The following is a 24,502-nucleotide window of genomic DNA, read 5'->3' as shown; positions in this document are numbered from 1 at the left end:
GGCGGCTCAGCACGATGGCGTGGTGCTTGCCGATGACGCCGCAGCCGACGACCAGCACGCGGATGGGGGAGGAAGAGCTCATGCGAGGGTGACTCCTAGGTCGGTGGTGGGGGTACGGCGGGCCCGGCTGCGCAGGCTGCGGGCGGCAGGCGCCCACGGCGGCGAGCACGGCGAGCTGGACGACGGCACGGTGTCGTGGCTCATGGGTCGACAGCGTAGGACGGGCGACGGCAAAGCCGGAAGATGTTTGCCATCATGTTGCCATCATGGTTTGCTTCACCGGGTGAGTGCGGGCGCACGGACCGGCGACGGAGCCGGACGGACCACGACCCTGGCCGACGTGGCGGCCGCGGCCGGCGTCGCCGTGTCGACGGTGTCGCGGGCGCTGTCGGACCCCGGCCGGGTCAACGCGGTGACCCGCGAGCGCATCCAGCAGGTGGCCGACCAGCTCGGCTACGTGCGGCCGGGGGCGGCCCCGGTGCGCTCGGACCAGACCCAGGCCATCGGTGTGCTGATGCCCGACACCAGCAACCCCTTCTTCTTCGACATGATCCGCGGCGCCCAGCGCGAGCTGAAGGCGAGCGGTCGCTACCTGCTGCTCATCGACACCGAGGGCTCGGACCACCTCGAGGAGCTGCTGCTCACCCGCGCCCGGATCCGGTGCGACGGCGCCGTGCTGCTCGCCCCCCGGCTCACCGACGCCCGCATCGACGCCGTCGAGCGCAGCACCGTCCCGCTGGTCACGGTCAACCGGCCCCGGCGCAACGGCCCCAGCGTGGTGATCGACTCCGCCTCGGGGTTCGGCCAGGCGGTCGAGCACCTGGTCTCGCTGGGCCACCGGCGGCTGATCTACGTCAGCGGACCCCGCTCCTCCTGGTCCAACGAGCGCCGCTGGCGCACCATCACCCGGACGGCGGCCCGGCTGGGGGTGAAGGTCACCCGGACGGGTCCGCACCCGCCGGTCGGCGCGGCCGGCACCGGGGCGGCGGAGGCGGTGGTAAACTCCGGCGCCACGGGCGTGCTGGTGTTCAACGACATGATCGCGCTGAGCATGCTGCAGCGCTTCGCCGAGCGGTCGCTGCGTGTGCCCGAGGACCTCAGCGTCGTCGGCTGCGACGACGTGTTCGCCTCGGCCTGCAGCCACCCGGCCCTCACCTCGATCAGCTCACCGGCCGAGCAGGCGGGTCGGGTCGCGGTGTCGCTGCTGCTCAGCAGCGCGCCGGCGCGTCAGCGCTCCCCCGTGCTGCCCACCCACCTGGTCGTCCGCGCCTCCACCGGCCCCGCGCCGGCCTGACACGCCCGCCGCGGCAGCGGGGAGATAGTCCGTTGCGTCGCCGCGGCGGGCGTCCCTACCGTGACCGCGTGCACACCCTGCGGCGATTTCTGCGCCCTCGGCCGGCGACCGGCCGTCGGGGGCCGACCGCGCGCGCGTAGCGGGTCCCGGACGCCCGCGCCGGCCGAGGGAGGAGCCTCCCCCGCCGACCGCCGTCCCGAAGGACCCCCGTGCCCAGCTACCTCTCCACCGACCAGCTCACCGCCGCGCTCCGGCTTCGCGACCTGACCGACCCCGCGCAGGGCCGGCACGCGATGCAGCTGCTGCTCCGCGCCGTCGTCTCCTCCCTCACCGGGGTGTGGGGCGTCCCCGCCCGCGAGCTCCGCCTCAGCCCGCTGGTCGCCGTGCCGGACAACTACGACCGTCTCGGCTTCGACCCGGCCGCCGTCACCCGGGACGCCCGCTACTCCCGCTACGTCAGCCCGTCGGTCATGCTCCGCAGCCACACCTCGGCGTCGGTCCCCTGGCTGCTCGGCACCCTCGACCCGGGCGCCGACGTCGACCGCCTGCACGTCCTGCCCGGGCTCGTCTACCGCCGCGACGCCATCGACCGCACTCACGTCGGCGAACCCCACCAGGTGGACCTGTGGCGGATCTCCTCGACCGCCCGGCTGGGCCCGGACGACCTCGAGACCATGATGGCCACCCTGGTCGAGGCCGTGCTGCCCGGCGCCCGGTGGCGCGCGGTGCCGGCGTCCCACCCCTACACCGTCTCCGGACGCCAGCTCGACGTGCTGCTGGACGGCGCCTGGCTGGAGCTGGCCGAGTGCGGTCTCGCCCACCCGGCCCTGCTGGCCCGGGCCGGTCTGGACCCCGACGTCTGGTCGGGGCTGGCGCTGGGGATGGGCCTGGACCGGGCGCTGATGCTGCGCAAGGGCATCGACGACATCCGGGTGCTGCGCTCGTCGGAGCCGCGGATCCTGCGCCAGCTGGACGACCTGGAGCCGTGGCGGCCGGTGTCGGTGATGCCGCCGGTGCGCCGCGACCTCTCCATCGTGATCGACAGCTCCGACGACGACGAGACGGTCGGCGACCGGGTCCGGGCGGCGCTGGCCGGGCGCGCCGACGACCTGGAGGACGTCCGGGTGCTGGCCCGCACCGGCTACGACGCGCTCCCCGAGAGGGCCCGTCGGCGGCTCGGTCTGGCTCCGACGCAGGTCAACGCCCTGGTCCGTATGGTCATCCGCCCCCTGGACCGGACGCTCACCGACGCCGAGGCCAACGAGCTCCGCGACCGGGTCTATCTCGCCGTCCACCGGGGCCCGCACGCGGAGCTGATCGTCCCGGGGACCACGCCCACCGCCGCCGGCTGAGCCGTCCGGCCCGCGTCCGGACGGCGACGGCCCCGGGACCCGAGGTCCCGGGGCCGTCGGCCCTCCGCCGTGGCGGTCAGCTCACCAGGCGTAGTCCTCCGGAGCCGGCTTGTGGCCGGGGAACAGCTCGTCCAGCCGCTCCAGGGTGGCCGCGTCGAGGGTGACGTCGACCGCCTTCAGCGCACCGTCCAGCTGCTCGGGCAGACGCGGGCCGATGATCGGGGCGGTCACGGCCGGCTGGTGCAGCAGCCAGGCCAGACCCAGCTCCGCGGGCTCCAGACCCAGGTCCTCGGCCAGCTGCTCGTAGGCCTCGATCTCGGTGCGGTGCTGCTCCAGGGACTCCTTGGCCCGGCCCTCGAGGCGGCGCTTGCCCTGGTTCTCCTTCTTCACCACCCCGCCGAGCAGGCCGCCCTGCAGCGGGGACCACGGGATGACGCCCAGGCCGTAGTGCTCGGCGGCCGGCAGCACCTCGAGCTCCACCTCGCGCTTGAGCAGGTTGTAGATCGACTGCTCGCTGACCAGCCCCATGAAGCCGCGGGCGGCGGCCTCCTCCTGGGCCTGGGCGATGTGCCAGCCGGCGAAGTTGGAGCTGCCGACGTAGAGCACCTTGCCCTGCTGGACGGCGACCTCCATCGCCTGCCAGATCTCCTCCCAGGGGGTGTCCCGGTCGACGTGGTGCATCTGGTACAGGTCGATGTAGTCGGTCTGCAGCCGCTGCAGGCTCTTGTCGAGCGCGCGGCGGATGTTCAGCGCGGAGAGCTTGCCCGAGTTGGGCCAGGGGCGGTCGGGGTCGTCGGGGAGGTCGCCGTAGAGCTTGGTGGCGATGACGGTGCGCTCACGGCGTCCGCCGCCCTGGGCGAACCAGCGGCCGATGATCTCCTCGGTCAGCCCGACGCTGACCGCTCGGCCGTAGACGTTGGCGGTGTCGAAGAAGTTGATGCCGGCGTCGTGCGCGGCGTCCATGATCGCGTGGGACGTCGGCTCGTCGGTGCTGGGACCGAAGTTCATCGTGCCCAGGCAGAGCCGGGAGACCGAGAGACCACTGCGTCCGAGGTGTGTGTACTCCATGGCCCCTACTCTGCCCGGGGGCCTCGGCCGCGGCTCGGGCGGGTCCTCCCGAGGCCCGGCACGCGCACCCGCGACCGGTCTCAGCGACGCCGGTGCGCGGGCGCCGGCCCGGTGGACTCGCGCGGGATCACCGTGTGCAGCGAGGTGGTGTCGGGAGCCGGCGGCTCGCAGCCACGGAGCAGCGCGACCAGCCGGCGCACCGCCTCCCGGCCCTGCCGCTCGCGGTCGACGGCCACCGTGGACAGCGCCGGGGTGCTGAACCGCCCGGCCTCCTCGTCGTCCCAGCCGAACACGCTGAGGTCCTGGGGCACCCGCCAGCCGCGCTCGAGGCCGCCGCGGACCGCTCCCATCGCCACCATGTCGTTGGCCGCCACCACCGCGGTGACGTCGGTGCCCTCGGGCAGCGCCTGCACCGCCTCGAAGCCGGAGCGGGCCGACCAGTCGCCCTCCACCACCGTCCCACGCAGCCCGAGCTCGGCCACGGTGGTGAGGAAGCTCTCGCGGCGGTTGCGCGCCGAGGCCCAGGACTGCGGGCCGGCCACGTGGAGCAGGCTGCGGTGCCCCAGGGCGCGGAGCTGGCGGACCACCTCGCCGCAGGCCGTGCCGTCGGCCAGCGCGCCGAGGCTGCGCATCTGGTCGTCGTAGTCGGCCACGCCCACCACCGGTGCGGCCGTCGGCGGCAGCGGCTCGTCCCCCAGCGAGGCGAGGACGAGCACCCCCTCGACCTCGCCCGAGTCCGCCAGCTCGGTCGCGCGCGCGGCCCGCTCCGCCGCCCCGCCCTCCGTGCCGACGAGGTCCACGGTGAAGCCCTCCTCGTGGGCGGCCAGCGAGACCGCCCCCAGCAGCCGCAGCGGCAGGTGGCTGGCGGCGGCCGGCAGGACGACCGCGAGGCGTCCCGTGCGCCGGGTCCGCATGGAGCGGGCTGTGAGGTTGGGGCGGTAGTTCAGCGCGCGGATGGCGGCCTCCACGCGGGCCGCCGTGGCGGGCCGGAACCCGCCGTCGCCGCGCACGTAGCGCGACACCGTCTGGTGGGAGACACCGGCGTGGTCGGCCACCTCGTAGATGGTGGCGCGCTTGGGCTGCACGAAGACCTCCCGACCGTTGACGCCCACGTTATCGATCACTAGCGTACGACCCACCGGTCATGTGATCGATCACCCACACCAGACCCACGTCGGCCGAGCCGGCGAACTTCACGCGGAGGAACGTCAGCACGTGAGCACACCAGCGGCAGGCTCCCGTCGGATCCGGATCGCGGCCGTCGGCCTCGACCACGCCCACGCCTTCGGCCAGATCGGCGGGCTCGTGCAGCAGGGGGCCGAGCTGGTCGGTCTCAGCTCCGACGACCCTGAGGCCGCGGTCGCGCAGGAGGTGCGCCGCCGCTGGCCGGACGCGCCGTGGGTCGACGACCCGACCGAGCTGCTGCACGACCCGACGGTCGACCTCGTGGTCACCGCCGCCGTGCCGGACCGGCGCGCCCCCATCGCGCTCGAGGCGCTCCGCGCGGGCAAGGACGTGGTCGCCGACAAGCCCGGCTGCATCTCGCTCGACCAGCTCGCCGAGCTGGAGCAGGCCGTGGCCAGCTCCGGCCGCTTCTGGTCGGTGACCTTCTCCGAGCGCTTCGAGGTCCGCTGCGCGGTCAAGGCCGGTGAGCTCGTCCGCTCGGGCCGCATCGGCAAGGTGGTGCAGACCCTCGGGCTCGGCCCCCACCGGGAGGGCGACCGGGCCCACCTGGCCGGCGGGGCGGGGCGTCCGGAGTGGTTCTACGACCACGCCCGCACCGGCGGCATCCTCACCGACATCGCCAGCCACCAGTTCGACCAGTTCCTCTGGTACACCGGCTCCGAGACCGCCGAGGTGGTCTCCAGCACGGTGGCCAACTACACCCACCCGGAGTCGCCGCGGATGCAGGACTTCGGCGAGGCCACGCTGCGGGCCGCCGACGCGCACGGCTACGTGCGGGTGGACTGGTACACCCCCGCCGGCCTGCCCACCTGGGGCGACGGCCGGCTGGTCATCCTGGGCACCGAGGGCTACATCGAGCTGCGCAAGTACGTCGACGTGGAGGGTCGCCCCGGCGGCGACCACCTGTTCGTGGTCGACGGCTCCGGCACCCAGTACGTCGACTGCTCCGACGTCGAGCTCACCTACTACCCCGACCTGGTCCACGACGTGCTCCACCGCACCGAGACGGCCTGCCCGCAGCGGCACACCTTCGAGGTGATGCGGCTGGCGCTGCAGGCCCAGCGGGCGGCCACCCTGGCGGGGTACGCCGAGTGAGCCCGGCCGCAGGTCGCGACGTGCTGCGGGTCGGCATCGTGGGCTGCGGCTCCATCGCTCGCGCCCACGCGCTCAGCTACACCGGTCACCCCCGGGTCGAGCTGGTGGGCGTGTTCGACCACGACCAGGACCGGGCGGACGCCTTCGCCGCGACCCACCGGACCACCGCCTTCCGCTCCCGCCAGCAGCTCGTCGACGCCGGCGTGGACCTGGTCTCGGTGGCCACCCCGCCGGGCAGCCACACCGAGGTGGCCTCGGCGCTGCTGGCGGCCGGCTGCTCGGTGCTGCTGGAGAAGCCGCCGGCGGTCGCGCTGGCGGAGATGGACGTGCTCGCCGCCGCCGACGCGGCCAGCGCGGGCTCGCTGTACGTGGTCTTCCAGCACCGGCACGGCTCCGGCGCCCGCCGCGCCTCCCGGCTGCTGCGCTCCAGCGCGCTGGGGACGCCGCAGGTCGCCGTGTGCGAGACCCTCTGGTACCGCCCCGACAGCTACTTCCTGCCCGAGTGGCGCGGCACCTGGGTGGGTGAGGGCGGCGGTCCCACCCTCGGCCACGCGATCCACCAGCTCGACCTGCTGCTGCACCTGATGGGCCCCTGGCGGACGGTGGACGCCCGCGCGGCGCGGATCGCCCGACCGGTCGAGTTCGAGGACGTCTCGCTGGGTCTCCTGACCTTCGACAGCGGCGCGGTGGGGACGGTGACGACGAGCCTGCTGTCCCCGCGCGAGCTGAGCCGGATCCGCGTCGACACCACCGCCGGCACGCTCGAGGTCGACCACGTCTACGGCTACCGGGACGCGGACTGGTCCTGGACCCCCGCGCCGGACGCCACCGCGGCCGCCCGGCTGGGCCGCGACCCGGGGCTGCCCGCCGACCCGGGCACCGCGGACGGCGGCCCGGCGGAGGAGCAGGACGTCTGGGCGGCCTCCGCCGGCGAGGACCGTCCCAGCAACCACCGGGCCCAGATCGAGCAGCTCGTCGAGGACCTGCTCGCCGGTCGTGACCACGACACCACGCTGGCCAGCACCCGTCCCACCATGGAGCTGGTCACCGCGCTGTACGCCTCGGCGCTCGAGGGGGGCACCGTCGCCCGCACCGACCTCGGGCCCGACAACCCCTACTACTCCCGCCTGGACGGCGGGCGTCCCGCGGAGACCGTGACCCGACGCCTGGGGACGCGGCCCTGACCCACCAGCCGAGAGGGCCCACCACCCGAGAGGCACCACCACCCGAGAGGGAGACCGCTCATGACCAACCGACGACGTCTGGTCACCTCCCTGCTGCTGCTCGCCTGCCTGCTGCTCCCGGCCTGCTCGGACTCGGGCGGATCGGAGGGTCCCGTCGAGCTGCGGGTCTCCACCTGGGGCAACGACTCCCGGCTGGCGCTCACCCAGGAGGCGGTCGACGCCTTCACCGCCGCCAACCCCGACATCTCGGTGGTGATCGAGAACAGCGAGTGGACCAGCTACTGGGACAAGCTGGCCACCACCACGGCCGCCGACGACGCGCCTGACGTGATCCAGATGGACGAGGCCTACATCGCCGCCTACGGTGCCCGGGGCGCCCTGCTCGACCTGGCCGAGCAGCCCGCCCTGGACGTGTCGGCCATGGAGGCCGGCGTGCTCGACACCGGCCGGGTCGAGGGCACCCTGGTGGGCGCGCCGATCGGTGTGGCCAACTTCTCCGTCGCGGTGAACCCCGACGTGCTGGAGCGGGCGGGCGTCGAGATGCCCGACGACACCACCTGGACCTGGGACGACCTGGCCGAGGCGTCGGCCCAGGTGACCGCCGAGCTCGGCTCGGAGGGCGTCTACGGCTTCGACGGCTTCGGCACCGGGACGGCCGAGCTGGGCGCCTGGGCGCGCCAGCACGGCGAGGAGGTCTGGCCCACCGACGGCCCGGGCGTCAGCCAGCAGACCGTCACGAGTTTCTTCGACTACGCCAACCGGCTGGTGGCCATGGAGGCCACCCCGCCGGCGGCGGTGCAGGTCGAGAACGCCACGCTCCCCCTCGACGCCTCGCTCTTCGCCACCAACCGGGCCGCGTTCCACCTGCTGTTCCACACCCAGATCTCCGCCTTCGGCACCGCGAGCGGCAGCCACCTGGAGCTGCTCCGGCTGCCCCGCCAGGCCGGGGGCGAGTCGGCCATGATGGTGAACAAGGCGTCGATGTACTGGTCGATCTCGGCGCGGACCGAGCACCCCGAGGAGAGCGCCCGGCTGGTCGACTTCCTGCTGACCGACCCGGCGGCCACCACCGTGCTCACCACCGAGCGCGGCATCCCGGCCATCCCGGCGGTGCAGGAGGAGATCGCGCCGCTGCTGGACCGCCAGTCGGCGGTGGCGCTGGAGTTCTCCCGCGACATCGCCCCGGAGCTGGTGCCGCCGCCGCAGGTGACGCCCTCCAACGCGTCGGGGTTCAGCTCGGAGTTCACCCCCGTGGGCACCGACGTGCTCTTCGGACGCCTCAGCCCCGCCGACGGCGCCACCCGGGTGCTGGCGGCGATCGAGGGCATGAGGTAGGCGCCCCCGGCTGCCTCAGCCGGCGAAGCCGGGGAGCACCACCTGCTCCAGCAGCCGGGCCCGGTCGGGCAGCGGCAGGAAGGCGTGGTCCAGGGCGGTCAGCTGCAGCACCTCCAGCTGCTCGAGGTCCCAGTCGAAGGCCTCGCAGCACAGCGCCAGCTCCCGGCTCAGCGTCGTCCGGCTCATCAGCCGGTTGTCGCAGCTCACCGTGACGGCGAAGCCGAGGTCGACCAGCAGCCCGACCGGGTGCTCCTCGATGGTGCTGGCGATGCCGGTCTGCAGGTTCGAGGAGGGGCAGACCTCCAGCGGGATGCCGGTGTCGCGGACGAAGGCGGCCAGCGGGCCGAGGTGGCGGGTGCCGTCCTCGGCGAGGGTGACGTCCTCGACGATGCGCACGCCGTGGCCGAGGCGCTGGGCGCCGGCCAGGTGGACGGCCTCCCACAGCGAGTCCAGCCCCGCGGCCTCGCCGGCGTGCACGGTCCAGCGGGCGCTGGCCCGCTTCAGCACGTCGAAGGCCTCGAGGTGGCGGGACGGCGGGAACCCGTCCTCGGCGCCGGCGATGTCGTAGCCGCAGACCGAGTCGCGGTGCGCCACGGCGAGCCGGGCGATCTCGGCCGAGCGGTCGGCGTGCCGCATGCCGGTGACGATCTGGCGGGCGACCACGGTGCGGCCCTGCGCGGCGACCTCGGCCTCGCCCTCGGCCAGCCCGTCGGCGACCGCGCGGACGGCCTGCTCCGGGCTGAGCCCCTGCCGCAGGTGCTGCTCGGGCGCCCAGCGGGCCTCGGCGTAGACCACCCCGTCGGCGGCCTGGTCGAGGACGAACTCCCGCGCCACCCGGCGCAGCGCGTCCGCGGTCTGCATCACCGCGACGGTGTGGTCGAAGGTCTCCAGGTAGCGCACCAGCGAGCCGGAGTCGGCCGCCTCGTAGAACCAGTCCCCCAGCGCCTCGGCGTCCTGGGCGGGGAGCTCGTGCCCGGCCTCTGCGGCCAGCTCCAGCACGGTCTGCGGGCGCAGGCCGCCGTCGAGGTGGTCGTGCAGGGCCACCTTGGGCAGCGCGCGGATCTCGTCGAGGGTGAGGGTCATCGTGCTCCTTCTCGTGGCCGGACGGTCGGCCGGCCCGCCCGGGCAGGTGCCGGTCGGGCGGTGGTGACCGCCGGGATCGGCGGTGGGGTGGTCAGGTGGCGCGGTAGGCGGTCAGGTCGTCGGGGCCGAAGGCCTGCGGCAGCACCTCCGACATCGGCAGGATGCCCCGGGGGGTGTCGACGAGCAGCTCGGCGCCGCCGTTCTCCCACAGCAGCTGGCGGCAGCGCCCGCAGGGCATCAGCACCTCGCCGTGGCCGTCCACGCAGGCGAAGGCGACCAGGCGTCCGCCGCCGCCGGCGTGCAGCGACGACACCAGCCCGCACTCGGCGCACAGGGTCACCCCGTAGCCGGCGTTCTCGACGTTGCAGCCGACCACGACCCGGCCGTCGTCGACCAGCGCCGCCGCCCCGACCGGGTAGCCGGAGTAGGGCACGTAGGCCCGCCGGGAGATCTCGCGGGCGCGGCGGCGCAGCTCGTCCCAGTCGACCTCAGGGCTTGTCATAGGGCACCCCGTCCGCGGCGGGGGCACGGACCCGCCCGATCAGACCGGCCACCGCGACCACGGTGGCCACGTAGGGCAGCAGCAGCAGGAACTGGCTCGGCACCGGCGTGCTGAGGGTCTGCAGCTGGGAGGCCATCTGGGTGACGAAGCCGAAGAACAGCGCCATCACGGTGGCCCAGACCGGGTGCCAGCGGCCCATGATGAGCGCGGCCAGCGCGATGAACCCGTTCCCGACCGTCATCTCCTTGGTGAAGGAGCCGGTGGCGGCCAGCGAGAAGAAGGCGCCGCCGAGGCCGCCGAAGACGCCGCCGACCAGGACGGCCGACCACCGGGTGCCGCGGACGCTGATGCCCACGGTGTCGGCGGCCTCCGGGTGCTCGCCCACCGCACGCACGCGCAGCCCCCACGAGGTGCGGAAGACCAGGAACCAGACCAGCAGCACCGAGGCGATCGCCAGGTAGGCCAGCGCGTTCTGCTCGAACAGCACCGGGCCCAGCAGCGGGATCGCCGACAGCCCGGGCACCGCGACCGGGGTGAGCAGCGGGGCGTCGTTGAGCTCGCCGGCGGCGGGCTGCACCAGCTGGTCGAAGACGAAGCCGGTGAGCCCGACGGCCAGCAGGTTGAGCACCACCCCGAGCACCACCTGGTCGACCTTGTAGCGGATGGCGAACAGCGCGAGCAGCGCGGCCATGGCCACGCCGCCCGCCACGGCGGCCAGCAGCGCCAGCGGGATCGAGCCGGTGATGCTGCCGACGAGGGCGGAGGTGAAGGCGGCGGTGAGGAACTGGCCCTCGATCGAGACGTTCACCACGCCGGCCCGCTCGCAGAGCACCCCGCACAGCGCGCCCAGCACCAGCGGCGTGGCCAGGGTCAGCGTGCCCGAGAGCTGGTTGCTCACCGGGAACGGGAGGTCGCGTCCGGCGGCGGCCCAGGTCAGGAACCCCAGCAGGAAGGCGACCCCGGCCACCGTGCCGGCCAGCGCACGCAGCCGCGAGCTGAGCCGGCCGACCACGAAGCCGGCGCCGGCCAGCAGGCAGAGCAGCGCGCAGAGGACGACCACCGGCAGGCCGGGCAGCGAGAGGGTGGGCAGCTGCACCTCGTCGAAGACGTCGGAGAGGGCGAACCGGGCGGTGCCGGAGGTGCTGAGGGTGAGCACGGCCAGCAGCACGCCGACCAGCAGCACCAGCACGCCCACCGACAGCCGGTGGGTGCGCTCCTCCCGGGACTCCAGCCGGACCGGCTGGTCCCCGGCGGGGGTCTCGGCGTGGGGGCGGATGGTCGTGCTCACGAGGACAGACCTCCGGTCGTCGGAGTGGTTCCGGTCAGCGACGCCCGCCGGGCCCGGAGGAAGGGCACGACGGTGGTGACCAGGGCGGGAGCGGCCACGAACAGCACGATGAGGGCCTGCAGCACGGTCGTCAGCTCGGCGGAGGTGCCGGCCTGGGACTGCATGGCCAGACCGCCGGCGTGCAGCGCGCCGAACAGCAGCCCGGCCAGCACGGTGCCGACGGGACGCGAGCGTCCCAGCAGCGCCACGGTGATGGCGTCGAAGCCGATGGAGCCGACCAGCCCCGCGCTGAGCGGGGTCGGGGTGCCGGCCACCGTCGGGCCAAGGGCGGCCTGGACACCGGCCAGGCCGGCCAGCCCGCCGGCCAGCAGCATGGCCAGCACGGTGGTGCTGGGGACGCTCATCCCCGCGGTCCGGGAGGCGTCGGGGTTGAGGCCCACGGCCTTGACCCGGAACCCGGAGGTGGTGCGCTCCATCAGGAACCAGACGGCCGCGGCGGCCAGCAGGGCGATCAGGAAGCCGAGGTGCAGCCGGGTGCCCTCCAGCCGCGGCATCGTGGCGTTCCAGTCCACCACCGGCGAGATGGGGTCGGTGCGCCCGGGCCGCTGGAAGGCGGTGGTGGTCAGCGCGAAGGCCAGCAGCCCGGTGGCGACGTAGTTCAGCATGATGGTGACGATCACCTCGTGCGCGCCGGCGCGGGCCTTGAGCACGCCCGCGATGCCGGCCCACAGCGCCCCGGCCAGCACGCCGCCCGCCAGCGCCACCAGCAGGTGCAGCCCGGGCGGCAGGTGCCAGCTGAACCCGATCCAGGCGGCGACCATGGCCCCCACCACGGCCTGGCCCTGCGCGCCGATGTTGAACAGCCCGGCGCGGAAGGCCAGACCGACGCCGAGGCCCGCGCAGATCAGCGGCGCGGCCTGCGCGGTGGTCTCGGTGATGGGTCCGATGCCGCCGAGGGAGCCGGCGAACAGCGCGGCGTAGGCGGAGGACACCTTGTCCCAGGAGGCGCCGAGCGCCAGCGAGGGGGCGGTGAACAGGTAGGCGAACTGGCTGGACACCTCGGCGTCGGAGACCACCATCAGCACCGCGCCGACGACGAAGGCCAGCACGAAGGCCAGCAGGGTGATCAGCACGTCCCGCCAGGGGACGGCCCACCCGCGACGCTCAGCCATGCTGCTCCTCCTGCGGTTCGTGGCCGGTCAGCTCGGCGACGTGCTCGGCCACCTCGGCCTCCAGCCGGGCCTCCTCCTCGGCGGCGGTGGTCACCGAGGCCGCCGCCAGCGCCTCCTCGTGCGGGACGCCGGCCATCATCAGACCGAGCACCTCCCGCGAGGTGCCGGCGTCGACGACGCCGACCACGCGGCCGCGGAACATCACCGCGACCCGGTCGGCCAGGGCCGCCACCTCGTCCAGCTCGGTGGAGACGATCAGCACCGCGGTGCCCTTGTCGCGCTCGGCCACGATCCGCTGGTGCAGGAACTCGATGGCGCCGACGTCGACTCCGCGGGTGGGCTGGGAGGCCACCAGCAGGGCGAGCGGGCGGGAGAGCTCGCGGGCCAGCACGACCTTCTGCTGGTTGCCGCCGGAGAGGGAGGCCACGGAGGTGGTGGTCGACTGGGTGCGGACGTCGAACTCCTCGGTCAGCCGGCGCGCGTTCTCCTCGATGCGGCCCAGCTGCAGCACCCCGCGGCGGGAGAAGCTCTCGACGTGGTTGAGCACCAGGTTCTCGGCCACGGTGAAGCTGCCGACGAAGCCGTCGGCCTTGCGGTCCTCGGGCACGAACCCCAGCCCGGAGCGCAGCCGCCCGCGCGGGTCGCGGCGGGTGATGTCGGCGCCGTCGAGCAGGATCCGGCCCCGGTTGCTGGCGGTGGTGCCCAGCAGCGCCTCGGCCAGCTCGGTCTGGCCGTTGCCCTGGACGCCGGCCACGCAGACGATCTCGCCGCCGGCCACGTCGAGGGAGACGTCGTCGACCACCACCACGCCGTCGGGGCTGGTGACGGTCAGGCCCTCGACCTGCAGCCGCGGGCCCTGCGGCCGCGGCGGCTGCTTGGCGACGGTCAGCGACACGGCGCGGCCGACCATCATCTCGGCCAGCTCGGACTCGGTGGCCGACGGCGGGGCCTCCCCCACCACGGCGCCGCGCCGGATGACGGTGATGCGGTCGGCGATGGCGCGGACCTCGCGGAGCTTGTGGGTGATGAAGACGATGGCCCGGCCCTCGTCCCGCAGCGCCCGCATCACCTCGATCAGCTCGTCGGTCTCCTGCGGGGTGAGCACGGCGGTGGGCTCGTCGAAGACGAGGTAGCGGGCGTCGTTGCTGAGGGCCTTGAGGATCTCCACCCGCTGCTGCACCCCGATCGGCAGGTCCTCGACGCGGGCGTCCGGGTCGACCTCGAGGCGGTAGCGCCGCGAGAGCTCGCGGACCCGCTGGCGGGCGGCCCGCAGGTTCAGCACGCCGGCCGTGCCGGGCTCGCGGCCCAGCACGATGTTCTCGGCCACGGTGAAGACGTCGACCAGCATGAAGTGCTGGTGCACCATCCCGATGCCGGCGTCGATGGCCTGGCGCGGGTTGTCGAAGCGCACCGGGACGCCGTCGATCTGGATCTGGCCGCCGTCGGGCTGCAGCAGCCCGTACAGCTGGTTCATCAGCGTCGACTTCCCGGCGCCGTTCTCCCCCAGCAGGCAGTGGATCTCGCCGGGGTCGATGTCCAGGCTGACCTGGTCGTTGGCCACCAGCGACCCGAACACCTTGGTGATCCGGTCCAGCCGCAGCCGCCCCGGCACCTCACCCGGTGCCTGCGTCCCCACGATCTGGCTCACGTCGCGCATCCTTCCAGACGATTCCCCGGCCACCACTCCCCGGCCCGTCCCCGCCGGGTCGAGCCGACCTCACCGATCCCGCGGGACGTGCCGGCACCTGTCGGGCCGGTCCCCCGCCCCGGCACGACCGCGACGGGGGCACCGAGCCGGGCGGGACGGGGTCCGGCGGCGGGTCGTGGATGGGTCTGGCCGTCCTCGTGAGGGACGAACGAGGACTGGTTGGCCCGCCGTCGGACCCCGTCCCGGCCGGCGGACCGGCGGACCCGGCCAGGGAACCGGGTCCGCCGACGATCACTTCGGCTGGGCGGCCGACTCGATCTCGATGGCGCCGGAGGTGATGTCGGCGCGGATCTGCTCCAGCTCGGTCTTGAGCTCGGCGGGCACCTTGTCCTCGAACTGGTTGAACGGGGCCAGCCCGGTGCCCTGGTTCTCCAGCGTGCCGACGTAGGGCTCGTTGTCGAACTCGTCGTTGAAACTGGCGGTGATGGCGTCGGAGACGGCCACGTCCATGCCCTTGTAGACGCTGGAGATGATGTTCTCGCAGTACTGCTCGGCCGAGACGCAGCCGTCGGTGTCGACCCAGATGGCGTTCACCTTGCCGCCGCTGGACTGGGCCACCTGCAGCGCACCCTCACCGGCGGGGCCGGCCACCGGCAGGATGATGTCGGCGCCCTGGCTGACCAGGGTCTCGGCCGTCTGCTTGCCGCCGGCGACGTTCTGGAAGGGGTCGTCACCGGGGACGAACTGCCCGTCCTGGGTCTCGGCGTTCCAGCCGATGACCTTGACGTCGGTGCCCTTCTGCTCGTTGTGGTAGGCCACACCCTGGGCGTAGCCGTCCATGAAGATGGTCACGGTGGGGATCTGCACGCCGCCGAAGGTGCCGACGGTGCCGGTCTGGGTCATCCCGGCGGCGAGGTAGCCGGCCATGAAGCTGGACTCGGCGGTGTTGAAGATCAGCGGCTTGAGGTTCTCCAGGTCCGCGCTGCCCTCGGGGTTGGAGTCCACGATGGCGAAGTCGATGTCGGGGTTCTCCTGGGCGGCCGCGGTGGTGGCGTCGTCGAGCAGGAAGCCCACGGTGACGATCACGTTGCAGCCGTCGTCGACCATCGCCTGCACGTTGGGGGCGAAGTCGGCGGTGGTGGAGGACTGCACCTCGTTGGTCTGGATGCCCAGCGCGGCGGCGGCGTCGGTCAGGCCCTTGTAGGAGGTCTGGTTGAACGACTTGTCGTCGAAGCCGCCGGAGTCCGACACCATGCAGGCCTTGAAGTCGCTCGCGCCGGCCGAGGCGGAGGTGGAGCCGCTGGGCTGGGGAGCCGGGGTGCCCGTGGGCGGGGCCGGGGGCTCCGCGCAGGCGCTCAGGGTGAGCAGCGTGGCGGCGGCCAAGGCCGGTACAGCGAGCAGCTTCTTCACGGGTGGGGCCCTTCCAGTGGACGATTCGTCAGCGCCGACCCTCCTCCACGCACGAACTTGCGGCGAGGGCCGGGTGGGCGATGGAACTCTAACGCCGGACCCCGCCGCACGTCGTGCTGGCAGCGGCCGGGCGGCGAAGTGGATACGCAGTTGTGACAAACGCCGCGCTCAGTCGGCGACGAGGGCCCGGGACCCGCCGCGCGCGCCGGCCTCGGCGCGGGGCTCGACCCGGGCGGAGCCGACGGCGGCCAGCCGGCTCAGCGCCTGGACGCCGACGGCGATGCAGCGCTCGTCCACGTCGAACCCCGCCCGGTGGATGTCGGGCCAGTCGGCCATGCCGGGGGTGCGGACCCCGAGGCGGGCCAGCGCGCCGGGCACCCGCTGCAGCATCCAGGCGAAGTCCTCCCCGCCCAGGGACTGCTGGGTGCGGGTCACCGAGCCGGGACCGAGCTGGCTCTGTGCGGCGTCGATGAACCGGTCGACGCCGGCGGGGTGGTTGATGGTGGGCGGCAGCCCCTCGTCGAGGTCGAGCTCGACCGCGACGCCGAAGGGGGCCACCAGGTGCTCCAGCACCTCCGGCAGCAGCACCCGCGCCTGCTGCCAGCCCTCGACGGTGAGGGTGCGCATCGTGCCGGTCAGCACGCCGTGCCGCGGGATCGCGTTGGGTGCGGTCCCGGCCTGCACGTGGCCCCAGATCAGCGAGGTCCCGTTGCGCGGGTCCAGCCGGCGGGAGAGCACCAGCGGGGTCTGGGTGATGACGGTGCCGATCGCGGTCAGCACGTCGGCCGTGGTGTGCGGGCGGGACGTGTGGCCGCCCGGCCCGCGGAACGTCACCCGCAGCCGGTCCGCGGCGGAGGTGATCGGTCCCTTCTTCAGGGCGAGCTGGCCGACGTCGGTGCGCGGGTCGCAGTGCAGCGCGTAGATCTCGTCCAGGCCGTCGAGGGCGCCCTCGGCGATGACCTCCGGCGCGCCGCCGGGGCTGACCTCCTCCGCGGGCTGGAAGATCAGCCGGACGCTGTTGCGCAGCAGCCCGCGCTCGCGCAGCCGGGCCAGCACGATGCCCACCCCGACCAGCACGGTGGTGTGCACGTCGTGCCCGCAGGCGTGGGTGAGCCCGGGGACCGTGGAGGCGTAGGGGACGTCCTTGGTGTCGGTGATGGGCAGCGCGTCGATGTCGGCCCGCAGCCCCACCCGGCTGGGGCGGCGCAGACCGTCCTCGGCCGGCCCGTGGAGCCCGCCGTCGGGCCGTGGGGTGATGTCGCAGACCAGACCGGTCCCCATCCGCAGCGGCCGCGGCTGCAGCCCCGCCCGCTCCAGCCGCTCCTTCACCCGGGCGGTGGTGCGGCGCTCGTTGAACCCGGCCTCGGGGTGGGCGTGGACGTCGCGCCGGAAGCTCACCAGCTCGTCGTGCAGCCCCGAGGCGGCGTCGCGGATCTGCTGCTGCAGCTGGGGGATCACGGGTGAGGACTCCTGCGGGACGGCGTCGCGGTGCCGTCCACTCTGCCAGAACGCCGGCGGCGGCTCAGAAGGTCTCGTGCGGGGTGTGCACGCCCCACACCGACCGCAGGGTGGTGCAGACCTCCCCCACCGTGGCCTGCAGCCGCAGCGCCTCCCGCATCGGGACCAGCACGTTGGCCGACCCGGCGGCAGCCTGCCGCAGCCGCTCCAGGGCGGCGTCCACGGCCGGCTGGTCGCGACGGGAGCGGAGCCGGGCCAGCCGCTCCACCTGCGCCGCCTCGAGCGCCGGGTCGACCCGCAGCGGCTGGTAGGGGTCCTCGACGTCGACGGTGAACCGGTTGACGCCCACCACGACCCGCTCGCCGGAGTCGACCTGCTGGGCGACGCGGTAGGCCGCCCGCTCGATCTCGGCCTTCTGGAAGCCCTCCTCGATGGCCCGGACCGCGCCGCCGCGCTCCTCCACCTCGGCCATCAGCCGCAGCGCCTCGGCCTCGACGTCGTCGGTCAGGCTCTCCACCGCGTAGGAACCGGCGAAGGGGTCGACGGTGGCGGTCACGTCGGTCTCGTGGGCGATCACCTGCTGGGTGCGCAGCGCCAGCCGGGCGGCCTTCTGGGTGGGCAGCGCCAGCGCCTCGTCGAAGGAGTTGGTGTGCAGCGACTGGGTGCCGCCGAGCACCGCCGCCAGCGCCTGGATGGTCACCCGGGCGAGGTTGACCTCGGGCTGCTGGGCGGTGAGCTGCACCCCCGCGGTCTGGGTGTGGAACCGCAGCATCATCGAGCGCGGGTCCCGGGCGCCGAAGCGGTCGCGCATCAGCCGGGCCCAGATCCGGCGGGCGGCGCGGAACTTGGCCACCTCCTCCAGCAGGGTGGTGCGGGCCACGAAGAAGAACGACAGCCGGGGCGCGAACTCGTCCACCGCCAGCCCGGTGGCCAGCGCGGTCTCCACGTAGGCGATGGCGTCGGCCAGAGTGAAGGCGATCTCCTGCGCCGGCGTCGCCCCCGCCTCGGCCATGTGGTAGCCGGAGATCGAGATGGTGTTCCAGCGCGGCATCCGCTCGCGGCAGTAGGCGAAGGTGTCGGCGACCAGCCGCAGCGACGGCCCGGGCGGGAAGATGTAGGTGCCGCGGGCGATGTACTCCTTGAGCACGTCGTTCTGGATGGTGCCGGTCAGCTGCTCCGGCGCGACGCCCTGCTCCTCGGCGACCAGCTCGTAGAGCAGCAGTAGCACGGCCGCCGGGGCGTTGATGGTCATCGAGGTGGAGACCTCGCCCAGCGGGATGCCGTCCAGCAGCACCCGCATGTCCTCGATCGAGTCGACGGCCACGCCGACCTTGCCGACCTCGCCGGCGGCCAGCGGGGCGTCGGAGTCGTGCCCCATCTGGGTGGGCAGGTCGAAGGCGACCGACAGGCCGGTGGTGCCGGCGGCGATCAGCTCGCGGTAGCGGGCGTTGGACTCCGCGGCGGTGCCGAACCCGGCGTACTGGCGCATCGTCCACGGGCGGGTGGTGTACATGGTGGGGCGGATGCCGCGGGTGTAGGGGAAGGCCCCCGGCTCCCCCAGCTCGGTGGCGGGGTCGAAGTCGGCCAGCGCCTCGGGGCCGTACACCGGGTGGATGGGCGTCCCCGACTCCGACCGGTCGTGCACCGCCTCACCTCCTGGTTCGCCCGACGGGTCCCGGTGCGACCGGCCCCGCAGGGCGATGATGCCACGCGGCACCGGTCGCCCCGCTCGGCTGTGACCCGTGGCACACTCCGACCATGGCCTCCTCGCTGATCGAGATCGACACCCCCGACGGGCCGATGCCGGCCGAGTGGTTCGCCCCGCGCGCCGAGCCGACGGGCACCGTGGTGGTCTGCCAGGAGATCTTCGGCGTCACCGACTACATCCGCCGGCGCTGCCAGAGCCTGGTCGAGGAGGGCTACGGCGTCCTCGCCCCCCGCTTCTACTGGCGGCTGGCCGAGGAGGGGGTGACGCCCGAGATCACCGAGGCGGGCCCGGACGCCCTGCAGCGGGCGATGGGGCTGGTGGCGCGGCTGGACTTCGGGACGGCCGTGGCCGACGGGGTGGCGGCGGTGCAGGCGGCGCGTCGCCACGAGGGCTCGTCGGGCGTGGCGCTGCTCGGGTTCTGCTTCGGCGGGGGGCTGGCCTTCGCCGTGGCCGCGCGGACCCGTCCGCAGGCGCTGGTCAGCTACTACGGCTCGGGGCTGCGCGACCTGCTCCACCTGGCCCCCGAGGTGACCTGCCCGAGCCTGCACCACTTCGGCGAGGCGGACTCCTTCCTCGACACCGAGAGCCAGCGGCGGATCACCGAGGCGGTCACCCCGACCGGCGCCCTGGTCCACAGCCACCCCGGGGCCGACCACGCCTTCGACAACGACGTCGGCTCCTGGCACCACCCGGAGGCCTCGGCCCGGGCCTGGCAGACCACCACGCAGTTCCTGCACGAGCACCTGCCCTCCGCCTGACCCCGCCGCACCTCCCGCTGACCCGCCCACCCCTGCACCGCTGTATGTCGTCGCGGTCACGGTCGGCGTGTCGCGGCGTGTCGCGGTGTCCGCAGCCTTCGGCGTACACGTTCCCAGGGGCTCCCGACGCCGCCGGGCCTCCCGCCTGCCCGGCGGGCCGGACGCGGGGGTCGCGGCGTCCGCCGAGCGCGCCGGGCGCGGGTGGCGGCGTCCTCCCCTGAGATCGTGTACGCGGTCGGGCCCGCACATCCCGGCACGCCGCGGCGCGCCGAGCGAGACCGCGACGACATACAGGCGGGCAGGGGCGGTCGGGGTGGGGCGGCGGACCCGGTGCGGGCTAGCGTGCGGGCGTGCGCGACCCCCGACTGCTCCGTAGCGACCTCTGGCGGCACACCGTGGCGCAGGTGGGGCTCGCCGCGGTCCTCGTCCCGGTGCTGCTCCTGCTGCTGCCCGGACCGGACCTGGGCGGGGTGGAGAGCTGGTCGCTGACGGCCACCGTCTTCCTCGGCTTCTACGGCCTGTACGGGCCCTGCTACCTGCTGCTGACGCGGTGGGCGTTCTCCGGGCTGCACGGCGAGGAGCTGCGGGCGCAGCTGCGGCGCACCCGGTGGCGGAGCCCGCTGGCCCGGTCGCTGCTGGTCGGCGGCCCGCGGATGTGGGCGGTCACGGTCGTGCTGGTCGGCATCGCGGGCGTGCTCAGCACCACCCTCAGCGACATCTACGGCGGCGCCGAGTGGCTGGTGGTGGTCTGCGGCGTGCTCTGCGTGGTGGGCACCTGGGTGCTGATGCTGGCCGTCTTCGCCGTGGAGTACATGCGGCTGTGGGCCGACGGGGCCGGGATAGCCTTCCCCTCCCCCGACGAGGAGCTGGGCTTCCCCGACTTCGTGTACCTGGCGGTGCAGGTCTCGACCACGTTCGCCGGCTCCGACGTCACGCTGACCACCAGCCGGGCCCGGCAGCTGGCCACGGCCCACTCGCTCGTCGCCTTCGCCTACAGCACGGTGATCATCGCCGTGCTGGCCTCCGTGCTCGTCTCCGGCGCCGGCTGAGCCCGGACGCCGGTTGAGCCCGGACGCCGGCGGAGCCCTGACGCCGGCTCAGCGGACCTGGCGGATCAGGGCCTCGGCGGCGTCGATGATGAAGGAGGTCTCCCGCTCCCAGCGCGGCTCCTGGCTGCGGTAGGGGCCGGTGGCCAGCGAGATGATCACCGCCGCCGCCCGCAGCCGCAGCTCGGAGGCGTCCACCCGGGTGTCGAAGACGGGCACCCAGCCGGCGAGCAGCGCCCGCACCCGGGCGGCCTGCTGGGCGTTCATCCGCTGCACGGTCGACAGGTGGGCCACCAGGCAGGCGAGGTCGTCCACCCGCCGGCCCGGCCCGATGGTGTCGACGTCGAGGACGCCGCACACCCGGCCGCCGTCGACGTGGACCTGGCCCTCGTGGAAGTCGCCGTGGGTGGGTTCGTCGCCGGCGGGCAGCCCGGCCAGCCCGGACAGGATCTCGCCGGTGATCCAGTCCAGCCGGCGCTGCTCGGCGGGCAGGGCACGCTCGACCATCGTCGTGTAGTGCTGCACCGAGTCCGTCCACGGCGGACGCCGCCGCAGCTGGCTGACCGCCGGCGGCATGGCGTCCAGCAGCCCGATCAGCCGCTCCGCCGAGGTGGGCGGGTGGGGGTCGAAGATGGCCTTGGCCAGCGGACGCCCGGGGAGCTCGCGCAGCACGAGAAGGAAGTCGGAGGTGGCGGCGGCCACCGGCGGGGCGGGGACGCCGGCCTCGAGCAGCATGGTGTGGCGCCGCTCGACCTCGGCGAAGAGCTGCTCGCGCAGCACCTTGACGTAGAAGGTGGTGGCACCGGCCGGGGTGCTCACCACCGCCCGCAGCACCGCCCGCCGGCGCGGCCGGTAGGCGATCATCTCCAGCCGGACCTGCTCGGGCTGCACCGGCTGCGGCAGCACCCGGTGCTCGTTGAGCACCTCGGCCATCTGGTCGGGGTAGGCCGCCCGGACCAGCCCGGGCAGGTCGGGGTCGCGGGGGTAGAGCCAGACCGCCATCTGCCGCGAGCCGGCGGCGAAGATCTCGGCGCGCTCGTCGCTGGGCGCCGGCCCGCCGGCGCGCGCGCTGACCCCCAGCAGCTCCTCGCGACGCCCGAAGGGCCACTGCACGGTGGCGTTGTAGGTGGCGGTGGTGGAGTGCTGGGGGTTGGCGTCGACGTGCTCCATCCGCCAGTCGACCAGCTGGCCGCCGGAGTGCTCGACGGCGGCCCTCAGCAGGTCGCCGACCTCGCTGGAGGTCAGCAGGCGCGACCCGTCCGGATCCTCGTGCGGCACCGCACCCCCTGCCATCCTCGGGCTCACCCCGTCCGTTCGCTCAGCGCACCAGGCCGACGGCGTCGTAGACGTCGGCCAGCGTCTTGCTGGCCACCGCCCGCGCCCGCTCCGCCCCGGCCCGCAGCAGCGACTGCAGCTCCGAGCGCTCCTGCATCAGCTCCAGGGTCCGCTCGCGGAACGGGGTGATCTCGGCCATCACGGCGTCGGCCACCGCCACCTTCAGGTGCCCGTACATCTTGCCCTCGAAGTCGGCCACCAGCTGCTCGACGGGCGAACCGGTGAACAGCGAGAGCAGCTTGAGCAGGTTCGACACCCCCGGCTTGGCCTCCTCGTCGTAGGCGATCACCGTGTCGGAGTCGGTCACCGCCGACCTGAACTTCTTGACGTTGACCTTGGGCTCGTCCAGCAGCTCGATGATCCCGGTCGGCGAGGAGGAGGACTTGCTCATCTTCGCGGTCGGGTCCTGCAGGTCCATGATCTTGCCCACCGACTTCACGATGTGCGGCTCGGGCACCACGAACACCTCGCCGTAGCGGTGGTTGAACCGCTCGGCCAGGTCGCGGGTCAGCTCGAGGTGCTGGCGCTGGTCCTCGCCGACCGGCACCCGGTCGGCCCGGTACAGCAGGATGTCGGCGGCCATCAGGATCGGGTAGGTGAACAGGCCGACGTTGGTCCGGTCCACCCCGAACCGGGCCGACTTGTCCTTGAACTGCGTCATCCGGCTGGCCTGCCCGAACCCGGTCAGGCAGCTCAGCACCCAGGCCAGCTGGGCGTGCTCGCCGACGTGGCTCTGGGCGAAGACCGGGGAGCGCTCGGGGTCGACGCCGGCGGCGATGATCTGCGCCGCGCTGCGCAGCGTCCGCTCGGTGAGCTGGGACGGCTCCACCTCGACGGTGAGCGCGTGCAGGTCGGCGACCCCGTAGAAGGACTCGTAGGTGTCCTGGAGCTCGACCCACTGCTTCAGCGCACCCAGGTAGTTCCCCAGGTGCAGGGAGTCGGCGGTGGGCTGGGCCAGGGAGAGCGCGCGGGCAGGCATGGGCGTCATTGTTCCAAACGATCCCCGGCGGTGCCGCCCCGATACCGGTTCACCGCGGCTCGGGGCCCGCTCCGGCGCGCGGGCGGGCCAGCACGTGGAAGCGGGCTGCGCGTCGTCCGTCCAGCTCCAGCACCCGGAAGGTCACCGGCACCGGGTGGTCGTCCTCGGCGTCGTCGACCGGCGCCAGCTCGGCCTCCACCTCGTCGTCCAGCTGCGGCAGCCGCCCCTGGCGGGCCATGAACCAGCCGGCGACGGTGTCGTAGGGGCCCTCGTCGAGCACCAGCCCGAACTTGTCGGTGAAGTCCTCCAGGGTGGTCAGCCCGTCGACCTCGCTCTCGGCGGCGGCCCCCCGCACCGGCAGCACCACGTCGTACTCGTCGGTGATGTCGCCGACGAGCTCCTCGACCAGGTCCTCCATGGTGACGATGCCCGCGGTGCCGCCGTACTCGTCACGGACCACGGCCAGGTGGGCGGAGCGGCGCCGCATCTCGCTGAGCGCCGGCAGGATCCGCACCGTGTCGGGCAGCGAGACGACCGGTCGGATCAGCTGCTGGACGCCGCCGCTGCGCCCGGAGACGTCGGGGTCGAAGAGGTCGCGGACGTGGACGAAGCCGATCACGTCGTCGGTGGACTGCCCGGTGACCGGGTAGCGCGAGTGGGGGGCACCGCGCACCTCGCGGACGGCCCGGGCGATCGGGGTGTCGCCAGCGAGGAACTGCACCTCCGTGCGGGGCACCATCACCTCGCGCAGGCTCCGCTCGCCGGCGCTGAAGACCTCGTCCAGGATCCGCCGCTCCTCCGCCCCGAGGGTCACCGAGGTGCTGACCATGGCCCGCAGCTCCTCGTCCGAGACCTCCTCCCGGCTGGCCCGCGGGTCGCCGCCCAGGAGGCGGACCGCCACGTTGGTGGACGCCCCCAGCAGCCAGATCACCGGCCGGGCGAGAGTGGCGATCAGGTCGACCAGCGGGGCGAGGGCGAGCGAGAACCCCTCCGCGCGCTGCAGCGCCAGCCGCTTGGCGGTCAGCTCGCCCAGCACGATCGAGACGTAGGAGATGACCATGGTGATGACGACCAGCGCGACCGCGTCGGCCACCGCCGCGGCCAGCCCGATCCGCTGCAGCAGCGGCGACAGCTCCTCCTGCAGGGTGGCACCGCCGAAGGCGGCGGAGAGGAACCCCGACAGGGTCACCCCGATCTGCACCGCGGAGAGGAAGCGGTTGGGGTTGTCGGCCAGCTTGGCCACGGTCTGGCCGCGCTTGCCGCGGTGGGAGAGGGCCTTGATCTGGCTCTCCCGCAGCGACACCAGCGACATCTCCGCCGCGGCGAAGACCCCGCCGACCAGCGTGAAGAGCAGGATGAGCCCGATGTTGGCCAGCGTGGAGTCCACGGCCAAACCATAGACGGGAGGCAGGGAGCCCTTAGGGTTCTGCGCCCTCCCCGGGCCCGGGACGTGTGCCAGACTCGCCGACGTGCCTCTACGAGTCAGCGTGATCGGGACCAACTACCTGGGGGCGGCGCACGCCGCGGGGATGGCCGAGTTCGGCCACGAGGTGATCGGCGTCGACGTGGTGCCCGAGCGGGTGGCCACTCTCAACGCCGGCC

The 24,502-nt window shown here is 73.8% G+C and carries 22 protein-coding genes (1 of these 22 only partly in view); 8 read left to right on the top strand and 14 right to left on the bottom strand.

Annotation, left to right across the window (positions count from 1 at the left end):
- A protein-coding gene (locus GC722_RS10365; protein ID WP_156609978.1) for a Gfo/Idh/MocA family protein crosses the window boundary here: on the bottom strand, positions 1-44 show its beginning. 1,033 nt of this gene lie to the left of the window's left edge; 44 of the gene's 1,077 nt are visible here — the first part of the coding sequence; its start codon is at positions 42-44; its stop codon lies beyond the left edge, outside the window.
- A 239-nt stretch (positions 45-283) separates the two neighbouring features.
- On the opposite strand from GC722_RS10365, the gene GC722_RS10360 reads away from it, so the two are divergent.
- Both GC722_RS10360 and srmL read left to right on the top strand, forming a co-directional pair.
- Positions 284-1,294, top strand: a complete 1,011-nt coding sequence (locus GC722_RS10360) for a LacI family DNA-binding transcriptional regulator (protein ID WP_197429984.1) — start codon at positions 284-286, stop codon at positions 1,292-1,294.
- Positions 1,295-1,503: 209 nt separating this feature from the next.
- Positions 1,504-2,646, top strand: coding sequence for a PheS-related mystery ligase SrmL (gene srmL / locus GC722_RS10355; protein ID WP_331714667.1), 1,143 nt, complete (start codon positions 1,504-1,506; stop codon positions 2,644-2,646).
- A gap of 81 nt (positions 2,647-2,727) precedes the next feature.
- On the opposite strand, the gene GC722_RS10350 is transcribed toward srmL, so the two are convergent.
- A complete protein-coding gene (locus tag GC722_RS10350) occupies positions 2,728-3,714 on the bottom strand; it encodes an aldo/keto reductase (RefSeq protein ID WP_156609977.1) in 987 nt (328 codons plus the stop codon).
- A gap of 80 nt (positions 3,715-3,794) precedes the next feature.
- Positions 3,795-4,826 (bottom strand): LacI family DNA-binding transcriptional regulator, encoded by a 1,032-nt coding sequence (locus GC722_RS10345; RefSeq protein WP_331714666.1) that lies wholly within the window; start codon positions 4,824-4,826, stop codon positions 3,795-3,797.
- A gap of 103 nt (positions 4,827-4,929) precedes the next feature.
- On the opposite strand from GC722_RS10345, the gene GC722_RS10340 reads away from it, so the two are divergent.
- The 3 genes from GC722_RS10340 to GC722_RS10330 are packed head-to-tail and all read left to right on the top strand — an operon-like array spanning position 4,930 to position 8,513.
- Positions 4,930-5,994, top strand: a complete 1,065-nt coding sequence (locus tag GC722_RS10340; RefSeq protein ID WP_331714665.1) for a Gfo/Idh/MocA family protein — start codon at positions 4,930-4,932, stop codon at positions 5,992-5,994.
- The gene (locus GC722_RS10335; protein ID WP_197429983.1) at positions 5,991-7,178 is read left to right on the top strand and encodes a Gfo/Idh/MocA family oxidoreductase; all 1,188 of its coding nucleotides are present in this window, start codon (positions 5,991-5,993) and stop codon (positions 7,176-7,178) included. The genes GC722_RS10340 and GC722_RS10335 overlap by 4 nt, the downstream gene beginning before the upstream one ends.
- Positions 7,179-7,238: 60 nt before the next feature.
- On the top strand, positions 7,239-8,513 hold the full coding sequence (locus GC722_RS10330) for an ABC transporter substrate-binding protein (protein ID WP_156609975.1): 1,275 nt from the start codon (positions 7,239-7,241) through the stop codon (positions 8,511-8,513).
- A gap of 15 nt (positions 8,514-8,528) precedes the next feature.
- On the opposite strand, the gene GC722_RS10325 is transcribed toward GC722_RS10330, so the two are convergent.
- The 8 genes from GC722_RS10325 to GC722_RS10290 form a co-directional block, all read right to left on the bottom strand.
- Positions 8,529-9,596: an adenosine deaminase gene (locus GC722_RS10325; protein WP_156609974.1), complete on the bottom strand. Its 1,068-nt coding sequence runs from the start codon at positions 9,594-9,596 to the stop codon at positions 8,529-8,531.
- A 91-nt stretch (positions 9,597-9,687) separates the two neighbouring features.
- The gene (locus GC722_RS10320) at positions 9,688-10,098 is read right to left on the bottom strand and encodes a cytidine deaminase (RefSeq protein WP_156609973.1); all 411 of its coding nucleotides are present in this window, start codon (positions 10,096-10,098) and stop codon (positions 9,688-9,690) included.
- A complete protein-coding gene (locus GC722_RS10315) occupies positions 10,085-11,386 on the bottom strand; it encodes an ABC transporter permease (protein WP_331714664.1) in 1,302 nt (433 codons plus the stop codon). The genes GC722_RS10320 and GC722_RS10315 overlap by 14 nt, the downstream gene beginning before the upstream one ends.
- Positions 11,383-12,558 carry an ABC transporter permease gene (locus GC722_RS10310; RefSeq protein ID WP_156609972.1) on the bottom strand — a complete coding sequence of 392 codons (1,176 nt, stop codon included), beginning with the start codon at positions 12,556-12,558 and terminating at the stop codon, positions 11,383-11,385. The genes GC722_RS10315 and GC722_RS10310 overlap by 4 nt, the downstream gene beginning before the upstream one ends.
- On the bottom strand, positions 12,551-14,206 hold the full coding sequence (locus GC722_RS10305; RefSeq protein WP_408609309.1) for an ABC transporter ATP-binding protein: 1,656 nt from the start codon (positions 14,204-14,206) through the stop codon (positions 12,551-12,553). The genes GC722_RS10310 and GC722_RS10305 overlap by 8 nt, the downstream gene beginning before the upstream one ends.
- 291 nt (positions 14,207-14,497) lie before the next feature.
- On the bottom strand, positions 14,498-15,616 hold the full coding sequence (locus GC722_RS10300; RefSeq protein WP_331714663.1) for a BMP family lipoprotein: 1,119 nt from the start codon (positions 15,614-15,616) through the stop codon (positions 14,498-14,500).
- 168 nt (positions 15,617-15,784) lie between these two features.
- On the bottom strand, positions 15,785-17,074 hold the full coding sequence (locus GC722_RS10295; protein WP_331714662.1) for an amidohydrolase: 1,290 nt from the start codon (positions 17,072-17,074) through the stop codon (positions 15,785-15,787).
- A gap of 64 nt (positions 17,075-17,138) precedes the next feature.
- Positions 17,139-18,719: an acyl-CoA mutase large subunit family protein gene (locus GC722_RS10290; RefSeq protein ID WP_331714661.1), complete on the bottom strand. Its 1,581-nt coding sequence runs from the start codon at positions 18,717-18,719 to the stop codon at positions 17,139-17,141.
- A gap of 113 nt (positions 18,720-18,832) precedes the next feature.
- On the opposite strand from GC722_RS10290, the gene GC722_RS10285 reads away from it, so the two are divergent.
- Together GC722_RS10285 and GC722_RS10280 are read left to right on the top strand one after the other, a co-directional pair.
- Complete coding sequence (locus GC722_RS10285) at positions 18,833-19,540, top strand: dienelactone hydrolase family protein (RefSeq protein ID WP_156609970.1); 708 nt, start codon at positions 18,833-18,835, stop codon at positions 19,538-19,540.
- A 350-nt stretch (positions 19,541-19,890) separates the two neighbouring features.
- Positions 19,891-20,589, top strand: coding sequence for a DUF1345 domain-containing protein (locus tag GC722_RS10280; protein ID WP_156609969.1), 699 nt, complete (start codon positions 19,891-19,893; stop codon positions 20,587-20,589).
- 48 nt (positions 20,590-20,637) lie between these two features.
- Here GC722_RS10280 and GC722_RS10275 read toward each other — a convergent pair whose 3' ends face one another.
- From GC722_RS10275 to GC722_RS10265, 3 genes are read right to left on the bottom strand one after another with little or no spacing between them, the layout of a single operon-like run.
- Positions 20,638-21,879 (bottom strand): phosphotransferase, encoded by a 1,242-nt coding sequence (locus GC722_RS10275; protein ID WP_156609968.1) that lies wholly within the window; start codon positions 21,877-21,879, stop codon positions 20,638-20,640.
- A 25-nt stretch (positions 21,880-21,904) separates the two neighbouring features.
- Positions 21,905-22,900, bottom strand: coding sequence for a tryptophan--tRNA ligase (trpS, locus tag GC722_RS10270; protein ID WP_231747709.1), 996 nt, complete (start codon positions 22,898-22,900; stop codon positions 21,905-21,907).
- Between the two features lie 49 nt (positions 22,901-22,949).
- The gene (locus tag GC722_RS10265; protein WP_408609308.1) at positions 22,950-24,287 is read right to left on the bottom strand and encodes a hemolysin family protein; all 1,338 of its coding nucleotides are present in this window, start codon (positions 24,285-24,287) and stop codon (positions 22,950-22,952) included.
- A gap of 142 nt (positions 24,288-24,429) precedes the next feature.
- On the opposite strand from GC722_RS10265, the gene GC722_RS18340 reads away from it, so the two are divergent.
- A partial coding sequence (locus tag GC722_RS18340) for a hypothetical protein (RefSeq protein WP_231747724.1) occupies positions 24,430-24,502 on the top strand: 73 nt, incomplete at its 3' end.

Source organism: Auraticoccus cholistanensis (assembly GCF_009742705.1).
Taxonomy (GTDB): domain Bacteria; phylum Actinomycetota; class Actinomycetes; order Propionibacteriales; family Propionibacteriaceae; genus Auraticoccus; species Auraticoccus cholistanensis.
Note: the sequence above shows the minus strand (reverse complement) of the source record. Positions and strands in the feature narration are given on the sequence as shown.